The following is a 22928-nucleotide window of genomic DNA, read 5'->3' as shown; positions in this document are numbered from 1 at the left end:
TAGAACGCCCGCTTGACTCGTCTCCGTCACTAGCGCGTGAAAAGCCTGCGAAACTCCCACGCCGCCGTGGATGGCACCGCACAGAATCGCACCGCGCGCAGCTCCCAACGCGCGGTGTTGCGCCGCATGACGGCGGTCGGTCGACCATTACTCGTGGGTGTACCTGCGGCGAGATACTCCTGCAATTGTCAGGCTGTTGAAAACTCGCGTGCCCAGAGATAAGCACTTCTGCCTGGCAACGCAGAGAAAGCCTGCAAATGTGCAGGTTTTTGCACGTGAATACGCTCAGCAGCTGAAAATTCCTGCAAATGTGCAGGTTTTTTAGCTGCTGTTCGAGCTATAGGCCCATTTTTGTCGGGAATTCCTGCACAATTGCAGGCTTTTCCCCAAAATGGGCCTCATGCACAGAAAAAGCCTACCATTTTCGCAGGCTTTTTAAGCTCGCGGGCGGGCGAAACCAGCAGCTATGGCTGCGGTCACGTCGCTCGGCCGAGCGCGAAGTCTGCCGATTGGCCGTGCTCAAAGTCATGCCCTCCCTCCGGAAGCCAGCCCTGGCAAAGTGTCGCGACTTTCTCGTCCGACACTCGATTTTCGCAGTTTTCGCGGGCCGACGGGCCTGACGGAGCTGACAGACCTGGCAGGCCGCTTCGGCAGCGCCGCCGGGGACGGCAGGCAGCCTTCGGCTGACTAAAAAAAGCACTCCGCTTAAGTGGCGCTTCGGCTGAACTTCCCGGCCGTCGCATCCGCTAGCGGAGTGCTTTTTTGTTTAATCGCCCAAAAAGGCTCTTTTCATGCGCTCGAAAATCGACTCGCTCTGCTCGTGCGTATGCTCGCCGCTCTGCTTGCCGAATTGGCGCAGCAGGTCCTTCTGCTCCTCGCTCAAGTTCGTCGGTGTGACGACGACGACTTTCACGTGCTGGTCGCCCTGGCCGTAGCCGCGCAAGCGCGGGACCCCTTTTCCTTTGAGGCGGAAATGGGTGTCGGTCTGCGTCCCGGCGGGAATTTTCAGCTTGACCTTCTCGGTCAAGGTCGGAATTTCGATCTCGTCGCCGAGCGCCGCCTGCATGAACGTGAGCGGTACCTCGCAGTAGATGTCGTCGCCTTCGCGCTCGAAAAATTCGTGGGACTTCACGCGGATCACCACGTAAAGATCGCCGGACGGACCGCCGCGGGTGCCGGACTCCCCTTCGCCGGTAACGCGCAGCTGCGCGCCGTCGTCTACGCCCGCAGGAATTTTGATATGAATCGTGCGCTGCTTCTTCACTTTGCCTGAACCATGGCAAGTGCCGCACTTGTCCTTAATGATGCGGCCCTGCCCGTTACAAGCGGAGCACACCCGTCGGTTGACGATCCGGCCGAACGCCGTATTTTGCACAACCTCCTGCTGCCCGCTGCCGTGACATACGCCGCACGTTTCCGGCTTCGTGCCCGCTTTGGCGCCAGAGCCGTGGCAAGTGTCGCACGTTTCCGTACGCGGAATATGGATGTCCGTTTCTTTGCCGAACACCGCTTCCTTGAATTCGATCGTCATCGTATACTGCAGATCGTTGCCCCGCTGCGGTGCGTTCGGATTGCGTCTGCCTCCTCCGCCGCCGCCAAAAAACATATCGAAAATATCGCCGAAGCCGCCAAAGTCGGCGCCACCCATACCGCCCATGCCCTGATTCGGATCAACGTGGCCGAAACGGTCGTACTGCGCTTTTTTCTGATCGTCGCTTAGAACATCGTAGGCTTCCTTGGCTTCTTTGAACTTTTCCTCGGCGTCCGGAGATTTATTGACGTCAGGGTGATATTGACGGGCCGCTTTACGGTAGGCCTTCTTGATGTCTTCTGTCGAAGCATCCTTCTCTACCCCAAGCACCTCATAATAATCGCGTTTGCTCATCGTTCCACTCCCATGTTCAAGACTACAAACGGAAAGTCAAAGCCGCTGGAGCTCCCCAGCCGGCTTTGACTTCACCCGTCCATCTTACTTCTTGTCGTCTACGACTTCATAGTCGGCATCAACCACATTATCGCGTGCTTTGGCGTTCTCGCCTGCACCTGCCGCCGCGCCGCCTTCGGCCGCTCCCTGATTCGCTGCCGCTTGCTCATACAGCTTCACGGAAAGCTGTTGAATAATTTCCGTCAGCTCTTCGGTCGCCTTCTTGATCTCTTCCAGATCGTTGCCGGAGAGCGCCGCCGTTACTTTTTCTTTCGCAGCGTTCGCTTTGTCGATTTCGCCCTGGTCTACTTTGTCGCCGAGGTCTTTGATCGTTTTGTCCACGGAGTATACGAGTTGGTCCGCCTGGTTGCGGGCTTCGACAAGCTCTTTGCGCTTGCGGTCTTCTTCCGCGTGCGCTTCCGCGTCTTTCATCATTTTTTCCACTTCTTCATCGCTCAAGCCGCTGGAGGAAGTGATCGTAATTTTTTGGCTTTTTCCTGTTCCTTTATCGAGCGCAGATACGTTCACGATACCGTTGGCATCGATATCGAAGCTGACTTCGATTTGCGGGATGCCGCGCGGAGCCGGAGGAATATCGCCAAGCATAAAGCGGCCCAGCGTTTTGTTGTCCGCCGCCATCGAACGCTCGCCCTGAAGAACGTGAATTTCTACGCTCGTCTGGCTGTCCGCGTAAGTGGAGAACACCTGCGATTTTGTCGTCGGAATCGTCGTATTGCGGTCGATCATTTTCGTGAACACGCCGCCTGCCGTCTCGATGCCGAGGGACAGCGGAGTAACGTCCAGAAGAACGACGTCTTTGACGTCACCGGTCAATACGCCGGCCTGAACGGCTGCGCCGAGAGCAACGACTTCATCCGGGTTAACACCTTTATGAGGCTCTTTGCCAATCAGTTTTTTGATTGCTTCGACGACCGCCGGAATACGGGTGGAACCGCCGACGAGAACGACTTTATCGATGCCGCTTGAAGTCAAGCCCGCATCGCTAAGCGCCTGGCGAGTCGGTCCAAGCGTTCTTTCGACAAGCGGCGCAGAAAGTTCTTCGAATTTCGCGCGGGTCAAGTTCAGCTCCAAGTGCTGAGGCACGCCGTCGACTACCGTAATGAACGGAAGGGAGATCGTCGTGGTCAGAACGCCGGAAAGTTCTTTTTTCGCTTTCTCGGCCGCATCTTTCAAACGTTGAACCGCCGCTTTGTCTTTGCTCAGGTCGATGCCCTGCTCTTTTTTGAACTCGGCTACGAGGTAATCGATGATCACTTGGTCAAAATCGTCGCCGCCCAGACGGTTGTCCCCGCTGGTCGCTTTTACTTCGAAGAAGCCGTCGCCAAGCTCCAGGATGGATACGTCAAACGTACCGCCGCCAAGGTCGTATACGAGAATCGTTTGATCTTCCGTTTTTTCCAAACCGTAAGCAAGCGCCGCCGCCGTAGGTTCGTTGACGATCCGCAGAACTTCAAGACCTGCGATTTTACCGGCGTCTTTAGTCGCTTGGCGCTGGCTGTCGTTGAAATAAGCAGGCACCGTAATAACCGCTTGAGTTACAGTCGAGCCCAGATAGGCCTCCGCATCGGCTTTCAGCTTTTGCAGAATGATCGCGGAAATTTCCTGCGGCGTGAATTCTTTGCCGTCGATGATTTCCTTATGGTTCGTACCCATATGGCGCTTGATGGAAATAACCGTTTTGTCCGGATTCGTGATCGCCTGGCGTTTCGCCGTTTCGCCCACTACCCGTTCCCCATCTTTTTTGAAGCCTACGACCGACGGGGTTGTACGGTTTCCTTCGGCGTTAGGGATGACGACAGCCTCTCCGCCTTCCATTACGGCTACGCAAGAGTTTGTCGTACCTAAGTCAATACCAATTACTTTACTCATGAGAGTTGCCTCCTTTGATTGTATTCATGCTTTGTCATACTGCCATCTATTCGAATCGAAGAATAAGATCGATTACACGCTAACTTTAACCATCGCCGGACGGATGACTTTTTCTTTCAGCATATAGCCTTTTTGCAGTTCCTCCACAACGATGCCTTCCTCGTGCTCATCGGATTCAACTTGCATAACCGCCTGATGGAATTCCGGGTTAAACGGTTGTCCGACCGATTCAATCGGCTGTAAGCCTTCTTGGGCAAGCACTTGGTCGATTTGACGGAAAGTCATTTCCAATCCTTTTACCAGCGAGTCAAAATCTTTCGTTTCCTTGCTTGAAGAAAGCGCGCGCTCGAAGTTATCAACTACCGGCAGCAGTTGTTCGATTAATTTAAGCGAAGCGTACTTCGCAAAATCTTCTTTCTCCGTTCTTGCACGGCGGCGGAAATTATCGAAGTCTGCTTGAACGCGCAAAAACCGCTGATAGTTTTCTTCGGCTTGCACACGCAGCTGTGCCAACTCATCAGGCTGTTCGGCAGCTTCTGCCGAAGCTCCCTGCTCTACCGCTTCTTCCTGTTGGCCGTTTTGCGCTTCTTCGGCTGCGTATGTAGCATTCACTTCCTGCTCTGCTTGCTTCTCTCCTGTACTCAATGTCCTTCACCTCCTTAAAAAACTGCTTCTTACCGTAAGTGTACCCATCTTCAAGCCTCTTCAAAAGGCTGTTTCATTTTGATTACGGTATGAATGCGCAGCACCGCCGCAGCTACTTCTCCGGCTGCTTGCAGCGCGTGGATTTTCACTTCCGCGGGGTCGACGACGCCCGCCTCGATGAAATCCGTCACCTGGCCGCTGTCGCAGTCGATGCCGAGGCTGTCGGAATCGCGCGCAATCTGCGCCGCCTTTAGCTCCTCGACCTTCTCCAGCGGGTTGTAGCCCGCGTTGACGACAATCTGCGACAGCGGCTTGCGCAGCGCTCCCGCTACCGCGTCAACGCCGAACGCCTCCATGCCGCGCATCGTTTCGCGGCGGCGCTCCAGATCGCGCGCGACCGCCAGCTCCGCGGCGCCGCCGCCGGGCAAGTACCCGCCGCGCACGGCGGCTTGGACCGCCGAGGCGGCGTCCTTCGCGATGCGCGCGCGCTCGCGGGCGGCTTCGCGCGTCGCCGCGCCGACGACGACCGTCACGCGCTGCTCGCCGCCGCCGCGGCCGACGCGCACGCGCGCAAGCCGCTCGTCGTACGCGGCGTAGCCTGCGCGGCCGAGCGCGGCCTCAAGCTCGCGCGCGCTCTTGCGCAGCGCCGTGCGCCTCACCGGCCGGGCGCCGGTGTGCTCGCTCAGCTGCTGCAGGTCCCTGCGGGACAGCCGCTGCAGCACGAGAATGCCGTGGTCGGAGCAAAACTGCTCCGCCTCCGGGTCCACCCCCCGGTCGGCCGCGATCAGGCCGACCCCGAGTTCCGGCAGCAGGTCCAGGCTGCTGCGGAACTGCTCTCTCAGCGACATGTACCGCTGATAGCCCGCTTCGGTCACCAGCGATTCCTCGCTGACCGCCTCCGGCTCCAAAGCGTCCTGGAGCACGAGAACGGATATATCTCTTAATTCTGTATCCATATGCACGTTCATCGGCTTTTGACTCAAGACGATGCCGGGCCACACTTCGCTCCCCGCATCTTCATGCGCCAGCACGCTATCGGCGAAACAGTAGCCTTCATCGCGCAGTTTCGCCTCGCCGACCGCCTCCGCGGCGTCCACGATCAGTCTGGCCAAATCGGCCTGTTCGCGGCCTGCCGTATAGGCGATCCGGACGAGCGCGTCGTCGCCCAGTCCGGATATTTCCCTGCGCCGCTCGCGAAAGCTGCGGACGGCCAGCTCGATGCCGTGCTGCATGCCGCTCACGACTTTGGCGACCGGCACGCCGCGCGTCACTTGCGCGACGCCTTCGCTGACCAAAGCGCCGGCGAGCACGGTCGCTGTCGTCGTCCCGTCGCCGATTTGCTTTTGCTGGCTTTGGGCGACCTGGATCATCAGCCTGGCCGCGGGATGCGTAACATCCATTTTCTCCAGGATCGTCACGCCGTCATTCGTAATAATGACTTCCCCATGCGCCCCTACGAGCATCGTATCCAGCCCTTTGGGGCCTAATGTGCCTTCGACAGCCGAACATATGGCCCGAACGGCCGACGCATTGTTCATGAGCGTGGAGTAGCGGTCTTCCCCATCGCTGTGGACCTGCTTGTTTCCACTCATCCCTGCAGGCACCTTCTTTCAAACGTTAGCATCTTATTTACCGTACCATCGGCCCAGTACAACTTCAAGGTGTCTGGATAAATGGTTGAGCAAATTAATGACCCTGCCGTACTCCATCCGGGTAGGCCCCAAAATGCCGATCGTGCCGATCGGCTTGTCGCCAATCGAGTAAGACGCGGTAATCAAGCTGCAATCGTTAATCGCTTCAAGGCTGTTCTCGGTGCCGATCTTGACTTCAATGCCCCCGCTCGACGGCGCAAACAACTTGATCAAGGTCGGCGCTTCTTCGAGCAGGTCGAGAATGCTCTTCACCTTATCGACGTCCTTGAACTCGGGCTGGATCAACATATTGGTCATGCCGCTTAGAAAAACGCGGTCCTTCTCATCGTTCTGAAGCACGCTCTCCACAACGGATAGCAGCTCCTCGTAGCCATTCACATATTTGCTCAGCTCTGTGGAAATTTCATTATATAGCTTGGACTTGAATTGCAGCAGCGGCACATCTTTCAGCCTGGCGTTCAAAAGGTTAACGACTTTCTCGATTTCCGACATCGGAACCCCATCGGGAATCGTGACGGTCTTGTTCTCGACATGTCCCGTATTCGTGACGATAATAGCTACCGCCGTCGTATCGGTAAGCGGCACGATTTGAAGATGCTTGAGCGTCGTGCTGAACACCTCGGGTCCAAGAACGATGGATGTGTAATTGGTAAGGCTGGACAGCATGCCCGCAACGTGCTGGATGACATCCTCCATCTCCTGGATGCGTTGGGCGAATACCAGCTTCATCGCATCCAGCTCATGCGCGTTCAGCGTACCTTGCTGAAGCAGATGGTCGACATAGTAGCGATAGCCTTTGTGAGAGGGAATACGTCCTGCCGATGTATGAGGCTGCTCCAAAAAGCCCATTTCCTCCAGATCCGACATTTCATTGCGGATCGTAGCCGGACTGAATCCGACGTTCCCCCGCTTGGAAATGCTCCGCGATCCGATCGGCTCTGCCGAGCGAACATAATCATCAATGATCGTACTCAAAATCATTCGTTGACGCTCAGATAACATCCAAACCCCTCCCTGCTAATCGCACTCTCGATGTCGTTAGCACTCTTGCTGAGTGAGTGCTAAATCCTAATACAAAAATAACAGACCCTAAGGTCTGTTGTCAAGTCAATCCAATCGTTTCAGCACGGCGATTTCATCGCAGCAGTACTGCTTTTTGCAATGAATGCAATCCTTCCATACCTTCTCCGGAAAAATTTCCTTTGGCACGACGGTAAAGCCGTTTTTTTGAAAAAAAGCGACCTCGTAGGTCAAAGCCATCACTTTTACGATGTGCTGGTTCCGCGCTTCTTCTACGAGAAAATCGACCAATTTGCCGCCGATGCCTTGTCCCTTGTAACCTTGCGTAATGCCGAGCGAGCGAATCTCCACCAGATCGGGGCCTAGTCTGGTCAAGGAGCCGCAGCCGATCAGCTTGCCGTCAAATTCCGCCACGACGAACGTCTCGATCTGTTCTTCAAGCATCTGCCTCGTTCTTGGGAGCATGATTCCCTGCTTCGCATACCCTTGTATAATATCGTAAAGCTTTTCTATATCCTCTATAGAAGCTTTTCTCACCGTAACTGTCGTCGTCATCCTATATCCCACCATTCACACACAAAAAATACATAAAACCCACGCCGGCGCGAGGAAGCGGCTGCACCGCGGAGCGCCCGTGGATTTATGTATAAATATACAGTAATTCGTATATTTGCACAAGACTTTTTTTACCCTCTAAATCTAGGCAAGGCACCCTCTAAATCTCCCTGAAAGGGAGACCCCAGGGGTTCCGTCACCTGGACGACGGCGATTTGCGGGAAAGAGGAACGTCTGCGTTTGTGAGCTTCGGGAGCGGTTGGATCGCTTTCGTACCTTTCAGGTACACGCTTTCAGCTAGAGTGAGGAGGGAAGCGGTCTTAGCGCCTGGCGGCGTGACGCGCTTCCCGTCTCAAAACTGCTACTACTACGTTACCTCACGACAAGAAAGAGCCAAAAACCTCATTGCCCAGCAGGATGCCTTCCTTTGACAAGCGGTATCCGTCTGCCGTTTGTTCCAGCAGTTTGCGCTGGAGCCATTTATCCAGCGTCGGGCCGAACTCGGATTCGATCGTCACGCCGAACTGGCGTGTGAAATCGGCGTTTGTTACGCCCTCCATCATGCGGAGTCCGACCATCATGAAGTCTTCCATCGCTTCCTGCCGCGTCACCTCGAACTGTTCCATAATCGGCAGGCCCGTTCGGGTTGCGTCGATGTAAGGCTGGATGCCTTTCACATTGACGTGCCTTTGCCCGTTCATGTATCCGTGCGCGCCTGCACCAAGACCGTAATAGCTGCGGTTGCGCCAATACATTGAATTGTGCCTGCTTTCGTAGCCCGGCTTGGCAAAATTGCTGATCTCGTACTGCCCGTAACCGGCCTCCGTCAATGTTTGCATGATCAGCAAGTACATGTCCACTTCTTCCTCTTCGCTCGGCAGCGGAAGCTGATTTTTGTGGTACAGCGTGTGGAACAATGTATTTTCCTCCACTTTGAGGCTGTAGATCGAATAGTGCTGCAAATTTAGCGCCAGCGCCTCTTTTAGCGTTGCCTGCATGATCTCCACCGTTTGCTTCGGCAAGCCGAACATCAGGTCGATGGACAAATTGCGGAAGCCCAGCTTTTTCGCGTTGTCCAGGCTGCGGTAGACGTCGTCCGTATTATGAATCCGCCCGATTGCCGCGAGCAGATCGTTGTTGAAGGACTGCACGCCAAAGCTGATGCGGTTGACGCCGCCTTCTTTCATGACAGCCAGCTTGTCTTCGTCCGTCGTGCCGGGGTTCGCTTCCATCGTGAACTCGACCTCGCCGCTGTCTGCGGGAAAATAAGTGCGCACCATGCGCAGAAAACGTTCCATCTGATCGGGCAGCAGGACGGTCGGAGTGCCCCCGCCGACGAAAATCGTCTCTACCCTGCCGATCGGCTGCCGCTGCACCGTCTGCTCCATCTCCCGCTCCAGGGCGTCGAGATACTCCATGACCGGCTGGCCTTTCAGCACATAAGAATTGAAGTCGCAATAATGGCATTTGTTCGTGCAAAAAGGGATATGAATATAAACGGCCGCCGGGGCCGCTTGGGCTTTTTGAATGACTTGCATCGCAACCGTTCCTTTCTTTTCTTTGCGAAAAAAGCCAAGGGACAGTTCGCAGCTGTCCCCGGCTTATCATCTTTTACTCGTCGATTTTCAATACGGCCATGAACGCTTCCTGCGGTACTTCGACGCTGCCGACCTGCTTCATGCGCTTTTTCCCTTCCTTCTGCTTCTCCAGCAGCTTTCTTTTCCGGGAAATGTCGCCGCCGTAACATTTGGCGAGAACGTTTTTGCGCATCGCCTTCACGGTTTCGCGGGCGACAATTTTTTGTCCGATCGCCGCTTGAATCGGCACCTCGAACATTTGTCGCGGGATCAGCTCCTTGAGCTTGTCGCAGATGATTTTGCCGCGGTTGTAGGCGCCGTCGCGATGCACGATAAAGGATAGCGCGTCAACCTGCTCGCCGTTCAGCAAAATGTCCATCTTCACAAGACTGGATTTTTTGTAGCCGGTGAGCTCGTAGTCGAACGACGCATAGCCTTTCGTTCTGGATTTCAGCTGGTCGAAGAAATCGTAGACGATTTCCGACAGCGGGATGTCATAGGTCAGCGTGACGCGGTTGGCATCCAAATATTCCATGTTCAGGTATTCGCCGCGCTTGCCCTGGCAAAGCTCCATAATGGTTCCGACATAATCATTGGGAACGATGACGGAAGCTTTCACGTAAGGCTCCTCGACGAAGTCGATGCGCTGCTGATCCGGGTAGTTGGACGGGTTGTCGATGTCCATCACTTCGCCGTTGGTCAGCGTGATGCGGTAAATTACGCTCGGCGCGGTCGTAATGAGCGGAATGTTGAATTCCCGCTCGATCCGCTCCTGGATAATTTCCATGTGCAGCAGGCCCAGAAAGCCGCAGCGGAAGCCGAATCCGAGCGCCGAGGATGTTTCCGGCTCGAAGCGCAGCGAGGCGTCGTTCAGCTCCAGCTTTTGCAGCGCCTCGCGCAGATCGTTGTAATCCGACGTTTCGATCGGATACAATCCGCAAAAGACCATCGGGTTGATGCGGCGGTAACCCGGCAGAGGCTCAAGCGCAGGCCGCCCCGCTTCCGTCACGGTATCCCCGACGCGCGTGTCGCCTACGTTTTTGATGCCGGCTACGATAAAGCCTACGTCGCCCACGTCGAGCGAGTCGACGATGGACATGCGCGGCTTGAACGCGCCTACCTCGATGACCTCGAACGTTTTGTTCGTCGCCATCATCTTGATTTTGGAACCGGCCCTGATCGAGCCGTCCACAACCCTCACGTACACGATTACGCCTTTGTAGGCATCGTAATGCGAGTCGAAAATCAGCGCCTTCAGCGGATTGTCCGGGTCACCCTGCGGTGCCGGAACTTTTTGGCATACCTGCTCGAGAATTTCCTTGATGCCGATACCGGCTTTCGCGGAGGCGAGCACCGCTTCGCTGGCGTCAAGTCCGATCACGTCCTCGATTTCCTGCTTCACTTTTTCCGGATCGGCGCTTGGCAAATCGATTTTATTAATAACAGGCAAGATTTCGAGATTGTTGTCGAGCGCCAGATACACGTTGGCGAGCGTTTGCGCTTCGATGCCCTGCGCGGCGTCCACGACAAGCAGCGCCCCTTCGCAGGCCGCCAAACTACGGGACACCTCGTATGTAAAATCGACGTGTCCCGGCGTATCGATCAGGTTAAGGATATATTCCTCGCCGTCATCCGCGCGGTAGCTGAGCCGCACCGCCTGCAGCTTGATCGTAATGCCGCGTTCCCGCTCCAGATCCATCTGGTCGAGCACCTGCTCCTGCATTTCCCTCGAAGAGAGCGCGCCTGTATATTCCAATATCCGGTCGGCAAGCGTCGACTTTCCATGGTCGATATGTGCAATGATCGAAAAGTTGCGAATTTTCTTTTGTCTGGCCCGAATGTCCGTCATTCTTACGACTAACCCCCAACATGCAAATAATTTTCATTATAGCAGTTGTGGGAATGTACAGCAATGTGCTGCTAGAATACTGCGGAAAAACTCCGCGTTCCGGAGCCTGCCGCTCGCGTATCGCCTACATCGTGCGTGAGCATAAACAGTTGCTTGCGTACGTATTGTCGGGAACATGAGTGTGTTTCGTCGGCATGCGTGAACATCGATGGTAGCATGCGTGCACACCGCCGGTGTCATGCGTCAGTACCTCCGGCATCGTGAGTGTGTATCCCGGCGCCATGTAGAAAACCTGCGATTGTACCCGATTGTACAGACTTTTGCCCAGGAAATAGCCCGTTTTTGAGAAGAGCCTGCGATTGTGCGGGAACTATCCGTCAGTGGGAGTCGAGAGCAGCATGTTAACTGAAAAAACTGTAGATTTGCAGGAATTTTTCCTAACAAGCATTATCTGCTAGCCAAAACCTGCATTTCCCATATTTTTGAAATAATGCACATTAGAAAGAGCGCATCTGTATAAACACGTAGATTGTTGATAAAGTGGCGAGTTAACGCTCTTCCCCAACCCACGCCTCTCTTGCACGGGTTGCGGTGCTGAAATGGGGATACGGGTGGCTTGGCAGGGAGAAAACCTGCGAAAGTGCAGTTTTTTTCTGTAAAAGTAGTTCATTTTGGTGAAAAGCCTGCAATTGTGCAGGAATTTTCAACGAAAATGAATCTGAGCCCATGTTCTTGGCGAAAAGCCTGCACTTTCGCAGGAATTTTTCGTCTCCAGCGTATCAACCGAGCAAAAACTCTACTTTTGCAGGTTTTCTTCGCGCAACCAGGCAGATTGTACAACTGGACTCTGGCGTATGGAGTTCGGGAGCAGCCTGATTTTCACAGGTTTTGCACATACCACAGGTTCGGCACACATTGCAGGTTTTGCACATACCACAGGTTCCGCACACATCGCAGGTTTTGCACATACCACAGGTTCCGCACCACATCGCAGGTTTTGTACATACCACAGGTTCGGCACACATCACAGGTTTTACACACACCACAGGCTCTGCACATTACAGGTTTTGCACATGCCACAGGTTCGGCACGCATCACAGGTTTTGCACACACCACAGGTTCGGCACACATCGCAGGTTTTTGCGGACGGCCCGGCCGCTGCATGACGGCGGAGCGGTCGACCTACCTGCCGTCATGCAGCGCAACACCGCGCGCTGGGAGCTAGCTGCACGTGGTGCGAAGCCTCTTCAGCTTTGTTTCCCTTCCCCTTTGCCGAGCACGCCGTCGAATAGCGAAACGAACGCCTTGATCCCGTGGTGGGCGGTAATTTGCAGCAGGTCGCCGAGCTTGTTGCCGACGCGGTTCAGCGCGTTGTCATGGTCGGCGACGGGATCGGCCTGCTCCTTGTCCTTCGCCGGGCTTTCCTTGGCGTTGGCGGCCGACGTTTTCGCTTTCGCGCCGCTGTCCGCCTTGGCCGGGGCTGGACTTGGCGAAGGAACGGCCGCCTTCTCCTTCGGCTTGGCCGCGGCCTCCTGCACGTTTGCCGTGGCGAGCGTCAGCGGCCCCTGGATCTGTTCGACGCCGCTGGTGGCCAGGCTAACCCCGAACAAGATGCAGAACAACAGCAGCAGTCCCAGCAGCGCCACTTTCAGGTAAAAATGTTTCATCCTCATCGTCCCCTTCCCTCCGGCCCAAGCGGCTCATAATGGTTTCGGCGCCGAGGCGTCCACTTTTTTCGCATTCAGAATGACTTCCGATATGGCGTCCGCCAGCCAGTCGGTTGTCCGGTAGCACTCTTCAAGCGTATTGTAAGGTCCGCCGACCTCGATCAGGATGCTGCTCGGCGAGAAGTTCTGGTTGTACAGGCCGTTGCCCTCGTTGGCTTCCTTCGCATGGATGCCCTTCGATACTCCCGGATGCTTCGATTCCAGCGCCTGATGGATGGCGTTTGCGAACTCCTCGTTCTTTTTCCATTCCGGGTTTTTGCCGCCGATAATAAAGTAAACCTGAGCGTAGTCTTTCCCGTCGATCGTGACCGTCGTATTTTTGCGGACGGCCGAGTCGCGGTGAATGTCGAAAAAATATTGCAGGTCCGGATGCGCGGCCGCTGCTTCCTGCAGCGTTTTCAGCGAATATTTATAAGAGTACGGGTACTTGAAACCTTTCACCGTGTTCGGATAAACGGTATCCGAGTGGACCGCGCCGATGCCGTCTTTTTCCAGGTTTTGCGCCAGCCGACTGCCGACGTTAATGACGCCGATCTTGTCGCTGTAGGCTTCGTCAGGGTCTGTAATGCCTTTGAGCTCGGGCAGGAACGATTCGTTGCTGTGCGTTTGATAAACAAAAGCGACATTTTTGCCTGCCAATTTCGGCGGCGTGGCGCCGGAAACTGCAGTCGGCATAGGGCTTGGAGCCGTTGACGCATCAGGGGCGGCGGGAAGCGACGTCTGTTCTGCCTTTGCAAAAACATCTGCAGGCGGGTTCGCATGGAACGGCTCGCTGGGGTTGGCCGCGCTGCCCGCGACCAGCACCGTCGTTCTGTCCGTATCCATGCCCGGCAGCTCGCGGGCCATCAAGCTTTTCGGATCATGCGGATTAATATCGGTCACGAGGCGAAAAGCGAAATTGAATACGTTATGTTGGGAAAACGTAAATTTTTTGTTGTTTTTGTTCAGATGCGGCACTTCCATGCCCAACATGTCGATAAAAAACTGATTGGTGACCGATGCGGCAAGTCCTTTCATGGATGAGACGGGGGAGGCGGTCATCACCCGCGTTTGCAGGTAGCTTCCGAGCCCTATGAGAACGAAAATGGCTAGGGTGGCCAGGCCGAGCAGGAAAAAAGTCCTCCCCAGCGTGTTGGCGCTCTGGTACGTTTTGCGGATGCGGCTAAGATTGAGTGTGGCGGATGTCCATTTCATCACAGCGATTCCTCCTAATCTATCTTACTTTAATCTATGAAACAGGCCTGCCCGCGTAGAACCCGAGACGATAGAAAATTTTTGATAGACAAAATAGAAAGAACCCCTGTTCAGGAGCTCCCGTAAAAAAGCATATGCCTTTAATGCGTGTAAGCCGAGACGTTCTCGGCGCTGACAGCGTCGTGCAGCGCGGCGTTAAGGCCGCTGGCGATGATGTTGGCGATGTCCTCGATGAACTCGTCGATCTCCTTCGGCGTTACGAGCAGGTCGTGACCGACCGGATTGAGCACCTCTCTGACGAGCATCAGTCTCTCTTCCTCCTGCATCCCGTCGAGCAGCCCGAGAATTTGCCCGGTGTTGCTCGTCCGCTCGCCAAAGTGTTTGCGCATCATATCGAAGGTGTTGTTCACGATCGTCGAAGCGTAGACGACGGTCGGCACGCCGATCGCGATTACGGGAACGCCCAGCACCTCTTTCGTCAGCCCTTTGCGCTTATTCCCGATGCCCGATCCCGGATGTATGCCGGTGTCGGCGATCTGGATCGTCGTATTCACCCGCTCCAGCGACCGCGAAGCGAGCGCATCGATGGCGATAATGACGTCCGGACGGGATCTGTCGACAATTCCCTGTACGATATCGCCGCTTTCAATGCCCGTAGTGCCGAGTACGCCGGGGGCCACGGCGCTCACAGCCCGGTAGCCGGGCGTTACGTCGTTCGGGTAAAGCTCAAAATAATGGCGGGTCACCATCACATTCTCCACAACGAGCGGCCCCAGCGCATCGGGCGTAACATTCCAGTTGCCGAGACCGATGATCAGCGCTTTGGCGTCCGCAGCGATCCCGATATCTTTCAGGAAGCGCTCGAATTCCTGGGCGAACTTGGTCGCAACCCGGTCCTGAAGATCGCTGTCCTTTTGCCGCAGCGCAGGCACTTCGATCGTTATGTAATGACCGGGAAGTTTGCCGAGCGCTTGCGAGCCCTGCTCGTCCATGACGTGAATCTTCGTCACTCTGATTCCGTTCTCCCGTTCGGACTCCGTTTCAATGCCCGGAATATTTTGCCCCTGTCGCGCTGCTTGTGCCATGTCTCTGGCGTCCAGAGCCAGGTCGGTATGCGATGAGTAGATGTTTAAGTCCATAAGTGAATGCTCTCCCTCTTCTCTGTCGGCAAGTAAAATTATTGTGCGACGAAGACGCGGCCGTTATGCAAAAAAGAAAGCTCATTGAACAATACCAGCTATTGCATTTTCAGATTTAGCATGGTAGAATACTTAAAGTTGTCAGCAAACATGAAAATGTATCGTTGAACGTGTTTTGTGAAGTAGGAGGTGAATTTCATGCCAAACATTAAATCCGCTATCAAACGAGTAAAAGTTAGCGAAAAGCGCCGTCTTCGCAACGCTTCCCAAAGGTCCGCTCTGCGCACCGCTGTGAAAGCTTTCGAAACCACTGCTGCTAGCAATAATGTAGAAACTGCCAAAGAAGCGCTGATCAATGCTTCTAAGAAATTGGACAAAGCAGCTTCTAAAGGTTTAATCCATAAAAATGCCGCTAACCGCAAGAAGTCCCGTCTGGCTAAAAAGCTGAACGCTCTTTCGGCTCAAGCGTAATCCCAGCACATACAAGCAAAAGTCCAGTTTCCCTCGCGGGGACTGGACTTTTTTGTTGTCAGCCGCTCACGCCGCCAGGCGGAGCAAAAACATTTCCAAACCGAGCACCTTGTCGATGCGGCCGCTCTTCATTTGAAAATCGAGGTCGGCGAGCTGCGATAAAATGAGACAAAGCTTGTCCGTCTCGTATTTTCTCGCCTGGCCTTCCGCGATTTTTACCGCATACGGATGCAGGCCGACTTGGGAAGCCATCTGCTGCTGGGAATACCCCTGCTTGCCAAGCTCTTTTACCTGCAGCATAATCCGGAACTGCCTGGCAATAAGCGCGGCGATTTTGATCGGCTCTTCACGCTGCTTGAGCAGCTCTTCAAGAATGACAAAGGCGCGTTCCAGCCGGAGCTGTACGATATCTTCGATCAAAATAAATACGTTCTGCTCGGTGCTGCGGGCGACAAGCTGATCGATCGTCTCCCCGGTCGCCGTGCCTCCGGAACCGATGTATAAATATATTTTCTCGATTTCGGCAGACAGCGCCTGGAGATTACCGCCGGTATACAAAATCAGCTGGTCGGCTGCGCCGGACGCGAACGAAAAGCCCAGCTTCTGGGCCTGCCTTACTACCCACTGCTGCAGCTCTTCCGCGGTCAGCGACAAGAAAGGGATCGCCGCATCGCGCTCCTTCAGCGATTTGACCACTTTTTTGCGCTCATCCAGCTTGTCCGCGTCTACGGTAAACACGATGACGGAATGGTCGACAGGCGACTTTAAATATTCGATCAAACGTTCCAGGTTGTGCTCCGCCTTGCTGTTGTCTCTTGCCCCGGTGAAAAATACCGCATTGGTTGCGATAATCAGCTTCTTGGGCACCATAAACGGCAGCGTCTCGGCATCTTCCAGCACGAAAGACAAACCGGTTTCCCCGAGGTCGAATTTGCTTACGGCAAATTCCCTGTGCTCGGGCTCAATCAGCGCGTCCGACAAATATTGAATAAACTCGCGCATTCTATATTTCTCAGGTCCGTAGCATAAATAAACCGGCGCGGTGCGGCCTGCTTGAATTTCTTTCAACGCCTTTTTCGCATCCATGTGCATCCACCTCTTGACTATCTTACCAACAACAAAGGGATTGCGTCAAAATCCGAAGATGTTGACGCAATCCCTTTGCCGAGCAACAGGAAGAATTTGTACCGGAAGCAGTCTCCTTCTCCCGGAAACAGCATCTATTTAAACACCGGCGCAAAGGCTCTAGAAACCTTTGGCCGAGTGACCGAACCCGAGGTTCGCTCTCTTAAACTCTCTTTACGATAAAATACGCTGAACGTTAACGTTTGGTGCATCGTGTTAAAAAAATTATTTGGATTTCTCCGATTTGGCCGAAACGTCGATGACGAACGTCTGCGTCTTCCCGTCGCCCGTGGACACCTGATACGTAAGCTTGTTGTCTTTGGACCATTCAACGAAAACAATTTCATCCGACGACGGCCATTTTTGTTTGGACGTAAAGACGGTTTCCTTGGACGCAGCGTCCCGAACGACAACCTGCTGATCTTTCACGACAGCCTCATACGTTCCCGTGACAGATTTGAAAGCTTGCGGTTCGGCCATCAGAAATCCGCGCATTCCGGCCTGATTGCTTACATTCGGATCTGCCGGCGGCTCTGAAGACGTAGGAGCAGGGGAAGATGAAGGACCCTCCGTTTTCAGCTTGTTTGCGGCCTGGGGCGTCTCCGTCGGCACCGGCGCCCGGTCAGCAGCGGCGGACTCCTGCGAAGCAGCCGGCGTCTGATTTGCGGCAGGCGGCTGCTTACTGCTTGGCGAAGAAGCGGGCGCAGCCTGATGGCCCAAAGGCTCGGGATCGGTCGCTATCGGTCCCATTTTGGAAGATGCAGCCGAAGCTTTATCGTCTTTGGAATCCGAACGCTGATCAAGCATAGCCGGGGGCTCCAGCTTGGCGGCACTGCCCGCACTCACCGCACCCGGGGTGCTTGTCGGCCCGAAAGCTTTAGACTCCTGCTGTGCCGGAAATATGGAAGCGGTCGGCTCTGGAACGGACAACACGTTCCGCTTTGCTTCGCCGCCGGCGCCGGTGCTGTTATCCGCCGATGCGGCTGTTTGCGCTGCTGTGGATTTCGACTCCTTCTTGGCCTGCGGCTGAAGAAGCGCGTCCGCCTGGTCATATGAAGGCTTGCCTGTCTGGAAAACAAAAAATCCGATAATTAAACCGGCAGCGACAATACCGCCAGCCAACTTCCATGAAATTTGCGATCCGAACGCGCGTCTCCGAGGTTGTCGTTGAGGGTGCCCGGAAACGGATGAATGGCTTGCCGGCTGAACGGCAACCATTGTTGTATCGGCAATGGAAGCTTCTGCCTGCAACCGTATTTCGTTCAACTGCGGCAGTATGGCATCAACCAGGCTGTAGGGCGGAAGCACCTTGGGCAGCTGGGTCAGCTCATCGGACAAACTTCGCAGCCGTTCGAACATTTCCGCGCATTCCAAACAATGCATCAGGTGGACATGCAGCTCCTCTTCCTCCTGAGCATTCAAATCTCCATCCAGATGTCTTTGCATAAGCTCCATCACCTCTTGACAATTCATCCCCGAACACCTCCTTTCTGATAATCTTGGAGTAAAGTTTGCAGTTGCTGCCTGGCTCGAAACAAATAAGACTTCACCGTATTCAGCGGCAAGTTCAACGATTCTGCAATCTCATGATACGAAAAGTCTTGCAAATAGCGAAGCACAACTACAGATCGATGGTGCTCGGGAAGCTTGTCAATCGCTTCTCGAATATCTTTTGCCAAATAACCGGTTAAAATTTCCTGTTCTACATTGTGCTCTGCTGTAAAAATCATCTCATGCTCATCAATGGATACCGTAGGCTTCGCTTTGCGGAATTTATCTATGCAGATGTTGGTCACAATCCGCTGTACCCACGTCTTGAATAACGCTTTTTCCTCGTATGAATGAATTTTGGTATAAATTCGGATCAACGCCTCCTGCGAAGCGTCGAGCGCATCCTGTTCATTGCCAAGAATATAGTAAGCGGTTCGATAGACGTGAGATTCAATTTCTCGCAATAGGGTTATGAGAGCATCACGGTCACCGGCTTGAGCGTTTCTTACCAGTTCGGGTGCTACCACTGGGATCCCTCCCTCTTGCAACCTTACAGACGTATGCTTAGCTCAGAAGGTTGCAATCTATAGAATAAAAAACATTTTACCAAAAGTCACTATCGAAATAACAAAAATAGCGCAAAAAACAAAAAAATATCCTTGATCCGTATATTAGACGAGGCAAAGCAGAATTAGGTTAAAGAGAATTCATGGAAACACGCAGCTCCTCCCGATTATTATAGACTAGAATTACTTCCATTGTAAGGAATTCCTGCAGAAGGCATAGTACTATGTTTATGTAGTACCGAGAAAACGCGGTTAGAATTTTCTATAAACGGTAAAAATACGATCAACTGCCTGTGCGGCTGTTGCTGCGTATGGCAGAGATTCCAGCATGATGCTTTGGCGAGGTGACGATCGATGCAATTTACCAGTTGGTTCGGAAGCACAAAGTACCGCTCGGCCAAAAAGCAGTGCAGTCCGCTCTTGAACGAACACTTGACCGCGTCATTGTCGCAGCATATTGCGGACATACAAACCTTGTTCACGAAGACGCCGGACCTGAATATCCGCCGGCTTACGATCAGACAGACCGGTGAGGCGGCAGCGCTCGTTTATCTGAATGGGCTCGTGGACAAAAGCTCGATCAATAACAATGTGCTTCAGCCGCTTCAACATGAAACGGGCGTCGCAAACAGCGATTTTACGACCTTGGTCGGACAAGTCCAGTCCCTCTCCGTATGGTCGCATGTGCAGGCGGCCATTTTTCACGGCAAAAGCGTGCTTTTTGTCGACGGGCGGACCGAAGCCTATGCCTTGGATACGCAGGGATGGCCGCAGCGCGCGATTGTCGATCCGCAGCTTGAGGCTTCCCTGTCCGGAGCCCACCAAGGTTTTGTGGAGACAGGCATGCAAAACATCGCATTAATCCGCCGCTACATTCCGGACCGGGAATTGAAAATAAAGGAACTGACGGTAGGACAACGAGGGCAAACTTCCGCATCGATTTTATATTTGGCTGATGTCGCAAATCCGGAAGTTTTGCAAGTGTTGGAGAGCCGCATACAAAGTCTGGATGTAGACACTGTGATCAACACCGGCGAGCTGGCCGAGATGATCGAAGACAATCCCCGCTCCCTGTTCCCGCAATTTATTACAACGGAAAGACCGGATTCCGCCGCCTCGCACATTTTGCAGGGCAGATTCGCCGTTGTGCTGGACCGTTCTCCAAGCGTGCTCATTGCGCCCGTCGTTTTTATGTCGTTCTTTCAAGCCGTTGACGACTACAGCACGCGCTGGTCAATCGCCACCTTTATTCGGCTGCTGCGGATGTTCGCTTTTTTCGTTGCGATTCTTTTGCCGGCCTTTTATATTTCCGTTATTTCCTATAATTTTGAGATTATTCCAGTTAAGCTGCTGCTGTCGATCGGCGAATACAGGGGCCGGGTTCCCTTTCCGCCGTTCTTTGAAGCCGTTCTGATGGAGCTCACCCTCGAAATGATCCGCGAGGCGGGAGTCCGCCTCCCTGCGCCGGTCGGGCAAACGGTCGGCATCGTCGGCGGCATCGTCATCGGGCAGGCCATCGTACAGGCAGGGCTAATCAGCAGTGTCATGGTGATTGTCGTCGCTTTCACGGCTATTGCATCGTTCATTTTGCCCAACTACGATATGGTCGCCGCCATCCGGCTTACCCGCTTCGGAATGATGATCGCAGCTTCCATGTTCGGCCTCGTCGGCATCTTGATCGGAATGCTGACGATGATCAGCCATCTGATTTCGCTGGAGTCGCTCGGCACTCCTTACACCAATCCGTTCGCGCCGGCGCGTCCCGCCGATTGGAAAGATACGGCTGTCCGGCTGCCCCTTTGGCTAATGAGAAGACGCCCTTCCGGAACAAAGGCGATACAATCGCGGAGAAAAAAGCCGAGTCGTTCGGACGGTGATCCGGGATGAACAAATGCGTCCGCAACGAGATTACGCTCGTGCAATTTATTTGCATCCAAGCGAGCATGGTGATCAGCGTCGGCTTCATATCCATACCGCGGGTGTTGGCCGAGAAGGCGAGCACAGACGGCTGGATGACGCTCTTTGCCTGTTGGGTCATTACCACGGTTTCCAGCCTGGTTGTCGTCCAGGTGATGAAAAAATATCCCGACGGGACTTTGCTTGACCTGCTGACGCATTACTTTGGCAAATGGGCTGGCAGAACGGGGGCAGTTCTGCTTGCGCTTTACTTCTTCTATTTCAGCTATACATGTATTGTGTATGCGGTTTTGATTACGAAAGAGTGGCTTTTGCCGCAAACTCCCGAGTATTTGATTATGATTTTGCTGCTCATTCCCACGTATAATGTCGTGCGCGGCGGTCTTCGCATAACAGGCAGATTCGCCGAAACCGTGCTGCTTCTCACCTTATGGATACCGCTCGTTTACCTGCTTCCGCTGAAAAACGCCCATTGGCTCCATTTGTTTCCTTTGTTCAAGAAAGGATGGCAGCCCGTTATTGCTGCGGTACCGGATACGATATATTATTTCTTGGGTTTTGCGGCTACCTTTATTTTCTATCCGTATTTGCAAAACAAAAGGAGGGCTGCACTCGGCTTGACGATCGCCAATTCGTTAGCTACGCTCGCCTACCTGCTGGTCACGATCGTCTGCTTCGTCTATTTCAGCCCGAATGACATAGCAAAATACAGCGAACCTGGGATCTTCGCCCTGAAGACTATAGAATTCAAGTTTGTTGAACGAATCGAAATGATCTTTATCGTCTTCTATTTGATCATTTTTACGATGGCATGGATACCTCCGATGTTCATTATCGTCTACTGCACAAGCTGGCTGCTCGGAAAATCGGATCACACCAACCACCTGCGGGCGCTGTGGCTGCTGCTTGCCGTGGGCACGTATTTCTTCATGCCGACCTTTCCGCAGAGCACGAAGTTGAATGCCCTGCTTGGCCAGCTCGGCTTGGGCGTAGAATATGTGTTTCCCGTGTGCATGCTTCTTTACTTGTGGCTGTATGATCGCTTTCGCCGGAGGAGGAACAATGATTAGACATCTTCTGCGTGCCGGGCTTATCGCCGCACTCCTTGCCGCCACCGGTTGCAGCGATCGCGTGGATTTGGAAAATGTTACGAATAACTTCTCGCTTGGCATCGATCTGACTCCGGATAAACATGTGATTTTCTATATGAGTTCGCCCGTATACAGTAAAAGCGCAAAAAAGAAAACGCAGGAGAGAAGCGTCGAAGTGGATACGATTCGCGAGGCGAGAAGCAAAATGGAGGAGAAATCGGCGGGATCTATCGTCGGCAAAAAGGTGTTGACGATACTGATCGGCAAGCGCATCCTCGAGCGTGAAGACTGGTTCCCGCTCCTTGATGTGTTTTTCCGCGATACGAAAAATCAGCTGACACCTAGAATGATCGCTGTGGACGGGCCGGTCTCCAAAATTATTTATTTGAATCCGAAAGACCAGCCGTACACGCCAATGCTGCTTCGCGGAATGGTCGATACCAAGAGCGCCAGATCGGAGACCGTATCCACGACTCTTATGGAGCTGCGCCGGCAAATAAGCGATACCGGGCTTACCCCCAGCATGTCCGAAGTTGCACTGGACAAAAGAAAAGAAATCCGGTTAAAAGGCACGGCACTGCTGGACAACAAAGGAAAATATGTACTCACGTTGAATGCCGTGGAAACGAAATTGTTGCGAATACTGCAAAAAGAAGCGAAAGCCCCGGTCAACATGACGGTGACCATTCCCGGCGCTCCCCTGCAGGACCCGTTTTCTACGAATAAATTAGGTTTCGAGGCCAGCCGGATCAAAACGAGCATTCGAACATCGTACAGCGGGAACAAGTTTCACTACGATATTAAAGTTCGTATGTTCATTGGTATCAGGGAACGAATGTTCCCTTTTGATGTGCAAAAAAATGAAAAAAAACTGGAGGCACTCATTACAAAGCAGTTGGAAAAGCGGTTTGAACGGTTGATTAAAAAAATTCAAGCCCACAAGATCGATCCGATCGGTCTAGGGCTGTATGCACGGGCGAATTCATTTGCCGAATTTGAGAAGGTGGCGCAAAACTGGGGCGCAGAGCTGGCCAAGGCGGACATTCGCGTAGCTGTTAAGGCAACGATCAAAGATACCGGACCTATGAAATGATT

The 22928-nt window shown here is 53.8% G+C and carries 18 protein-coding genes; 4 read left to right on the top strand and 14 right to left on the bottom strand.

Annotated elements, in window-relative coordinates; translation table 11 throughout:
* Window positions 1–766: 766 nt before the first annotated feature.
* From dnaJ to gpr, 11 genes are all read right to left on the bottom strand, one after another.
* Entirely contained in the window at window positions 767–1885 is a 1119-nt protein-coding gene (dnaJ, locus tag AC0LWT_RS22100) for a molecular chaperone DnaJ (protein ID WP_474683435.1), read from the bottom strand.
* Between the two features lie 84 nt (window positions 1886–1969).
* Window positions 1970–3814, bottom strand: a complete 1845-nt coding sequence (gene dnaK, locus AC0LWT_RS22095) for a molecular chaperone DnaK (RefSeq protein ID WP_474683434.1) — start codon at window positions 3812–3814, stop codon at window positions 1970–1972.
* A gap of 72 nt (window positions 3815–3886) precedes the next feature.
* A complete protein-coding gene (gene grpE / locus AC0LWT_RS22090) occupies window positions 3887–4459 on the bottom strand; it encodes a nucleotide exchange factor GrpE (protein ID WP_474683433.1) in 573 nt (190 codons plus the stop codon).
* A 50-nt stretch (window positions 4460–4509) separates the two neighbouring features.
* On the bottom strand, window positions 4510–6051 hold the full coding sequence (locus AC0LWT_RS22085) for a TCP-1/cpn60 chaperonin family protein (protein ID WP_474683432.1): 1542 nt from the start codon (window positions 6049–6051) through the stop codon (window positions 4510–4512).
* A 33-nt stretch (window positions 6052–6084) separates the two neighbouring features.
* Window positions 6085–7113: a heat-inducible transcriptional repressor HrcA gene (hrcA, locus tag AC0LWT_RS22080; protein WP_474683431.1), complete on the bottom strand. Its 1029-nt coding sequence runs from the start codon at window positions 7111–7113 to the stop codon at window positions 6085–6087.
* Between the two features lie 105 nt (window positions 7114–7218).
* Complete coding sequence (locus tag AC0LWT_RS22075; RefSeq protein WP_474683430.1) at window positions 7219–7686, bottom strand: N-acetyltransferase; 468 nt, start codon at window positions 7684–7686, stop codon at window positions 7219–7221.
* Between the two features lie 377 nt (window positions 7687–8063).
* Complete coding sequence (hemW, locus tag AC0LWT_RS22070) at window positions 8064–9224, bottom strand: radical SAM family heme chaperone HemW (RefSeq protein ID WP_474683429.1); 1161 nt, start codon at window positions 9222–9224, stop codon at window positions 8064–8066.
* 73 nt (window positions 9225–9297) lie between these two features.
* A complete protein-coding gene (gene lepA, locus AC0LWT_RS22065) occupies window positions 9298–11112 on the bottom strand; it encodes a translation elongation factor 4 (RefSeq protein WP_474683428.1) in 1815 nt (604 codons plus the stop codon).
* A 1247-nt stretch (window positions 11113–12359) separates the two neighbouring features.
* Complete coding sequence (locus AC0LWT_RS22060; protein WP_474683427.1) at window positions 12360–12779, bottom strand: DUF3679 domain-containing protein; 420 nt, start codon at window positions 12777–12779, stop codon at window positions 12360–12362.
* A gap of 33 nt (window positions 12780–12812) precedes the next feature.
* Entirely contained in the window at window positions 12813–14033 is a 1221-nt protein-coding gene (spoIIP, locus tag AC0LWT_RS22055; protein ID WP_474683464.1) for a stage II sporulation protein P, read from the bottom strand.
* Window positions 14034–14173: 140 nt separating this feature from the next.
* Window positions 14174–15172 carry a GPR endopeptidase gene (gene gpr, locus AC0LWT_RS22050; RefSeq protein ID WP_474683426.1) on the bottom strand — a complete coding sequence of 333 codons (999 nt, stop codon included), beginning with the start codon at window positions 15170–15172 and terminating at the stop codon, window positions 14174–14176.
* 198 nt (window positions 15173–15370) lie between these two features.
* Here gpr and rpsT point away from each other — a divergent pair, with 198 nt between their 5' ends.
* On the top strand, window positions 15371–15643 hold the full coding sequence (gene rpsT / locus AC0LWT_RS22045) for a 30S ribosomal protein S20 (protein WP_474683425.1): 273 nt from the start codon (window positions 15371–15373) through the stop codon (window positions 15641–15643).
* A gap of 66 nt (window positions 15644–15709) precedes the next feature.
* On the opposite strand, the gene holA is transcribed toward rpsT, so the two are convergent.
* The 3 genes from holA to AC0LWT_RS22030 all read right to left on the bottom strand — a co-directional run bounded on the left by holA (window position 15710) and on the right by AC0LWT_RS22030 (window position 18786).
* Window positions 15710–16729, bottom strand: coding sequence for a DNA polymerase III subunit delta (gene holA / locus AC0LWT_RS22040; RefSeq protein WP_474683424.1), 1020 nt, complete (start codon window positions 16727–16729; stop codon window positions 15710–15712).
* Between the two features lie 264 nt (window positions 16730–16993).
* Entirely contained in the window at window positions 16994–18241 is a 1248-nt protein-coding gene (locus AC0LWT_RS22035) for a zf-HC2 domain-containing protein (RefSeq protein WP_474683423.1), read from the bottom strand.
* On the bottom strand, window positions 18238–18786 hold the full coding sequence (locus tag AC0LWT_RS22030; RefSeq protein WP_474683422.1) for an RNA polymerase sigma factor: 549 nt from the start codon (window positions 18784–18786) through the stop codon (window positions 18238–18240). Before AC0LWT_RS22030 ends, AC0LWT_RS22035 begins: the two co-directional genes overlap by 4 nt.
* A gap of 393 nt (window positions 18787–19179) precedes the next feature.
* Between AC0LWT_RS22030 and AC0LWT_RS22025 the strand changes: the two genes are divergently transcribed.
* Genes AC0LWT_RS22025 through AC0LWT_RS22015 form a run of 3 tightly spaced genes read left to right on the top strand, consistent with a single transcriptional unit; the run spans window position 19180 to window position 22926 of the window.
* Entirely contained in the window at window positions 19180–20712 is a 1533-nt protein-coding gene (locus AC0LWT_RS22025) for a spore germination protein (protein ID WP_474683421.1), read from the top strand.
* Complete coding sequence (locus AC0LWT_RS22020; RefSeq protein WP_474683420.1) at window positions 20709–21812, top strand: GerAB/ArcD/ProY family transporter; 1104 nt, start codon at window positions 20709–20711, stop codon at window positions 21810–21812. Before AC0LWT_RS22025 ends, AC0LWT_RS22020 begins: the two co-directional genes overlap by 4 nt.
* Window positions 21805–22926 (top strand): Ger(x)C family spore germination protein, encoded by a 1122-nt coding sequence (locus AC0LWT_RS22015; RefSeq protein ID WP_474683419.1) that lies wholly within the window; start codon window positions 21805–21807, stop codon window positions 22924–22926. Before AC0LWT_RS22020 ends, AC0LWT_RS22015 begins: the two co-directional genes overlap by 8 nt.
* Window positions 22927–22928 lie beyond the last annotated feature (2 nt).

This window comes from Paenibacillus sp. sgz302164 (assembly GCF_056120505.1).
Note: the sequence above shows the minus strand (reverse complement) of the source record. Positions and strands in the feature narration are given on the sequence as shown.

Bases quoted from the DNA above. Each gene is read 5' to 3' on its own strand.
- dnaJ (WP_474683435.1), bottom strand. From the start codon at position 1,885: ATGAGCAAACGCGATTATTATGAGGTGCTTGGGGTAGAGAAGGATGCT.
- dnaK (WP_474683434.1), bottom strand. From the start codon at position 3,814: ATGAGTAAAGTAATTGGTATTGACTTAGGTACGACAAACTCTTGCGTA.
- AC0LWT_RS22085 (WP_474683432.1), bottom strand. From the start codon at position 6,051: ATGAGTGGAAACAAGCAGGTCCACAGCGATGGGGAAGACCGCTACTCC.
- hrcA (WP_474683431.1), bottom strand. From the start codon at position 7,113: ATGTTATCTGAGCGTCAACGAATGATTTTGAGTACGATCATTGATGAT.
- AC0LWT_RS22075 (WP_474683430.1), bottom strand. From the start codon at position 7,686: ATGACGACGACAGTTACGGTGAGAAAAGCTTCTATAGAGGATATAGAA.
- hemW (WP_474683429.1), bottom strand. From the start codon at position 9,224: ATGCAAGTCATTCAAAAAGCCCAAGCGGCCCCGGCGGCCGTTTATATT.
- lepA (WP_474683428.1), bottom strand. From the start codon at position 11,112: ATGACGGACATTCGGGCCAGACAAAAGAAAATTCGCAACTTTTCGATC.
- AC0LWT_RS22060 (WP_474683427.1), bottom strand. From the start codon at position 12,779: ATGAAACATTTTTACCTGAAAGTGGCGCTGCTGGGACTGCTGCTGTTG.
- spoIIP (WP_474683464.1), bottom strand. From the start codon at position 14,033: ATGAAATGGACATCCGCCACACTCAATCTTAGCCGCATCCGCAAAACG.
- gpr (WP_474683426.1), bottom strand. From the start codon at position 15,172: ATGGACTTAAACATCTACTCATCGCATACCGACCTGGCTCTGGACGCC.
- rpsT (WP_474683425.1), top strand. From the start codon at position 15,371: ATGCCAAACATTAAATCCGCTATCAAACGAGTAAAAGTTAGCGAAAAG.
- holA (WP_474683424.1), bottom strand. From the start codon at position 16,729: ATGGATGCGAAAAAGGCGTTGAAAGAAATTCAAGCAGGCCGCACCGCG.
- AC0LWT_RS22035 (WP_474683423.1), bottom strand. From the start codon at position 18,241: ATGAATTGTCAAGAGGTGATGGAGCTTATGCAAAGACATCTGGATGGA.
- AC0LWT_RS22025 (WP_474683421.1), top strand. From the start codon at position 19,180: ATGCAATTTACCAGTTGGTTCGGAAGCACAAAGTACCGCTCGGCCAAA.
- AC0LWT_RS22020 (WP_474683420.1), top strand. From the start codon at position 20,709: ATGAACAAATGCGTCCGCAACGAGATTACGCTCGTGCAATTTATTTGC.
- AC0LWT_RS22015 (WP_474683419.1), top strand. From the start codon at position 21,805: ATGATTAGACATCTTCTGCGTGCCGGGCTTATCGCCGCACTCCTTGCC.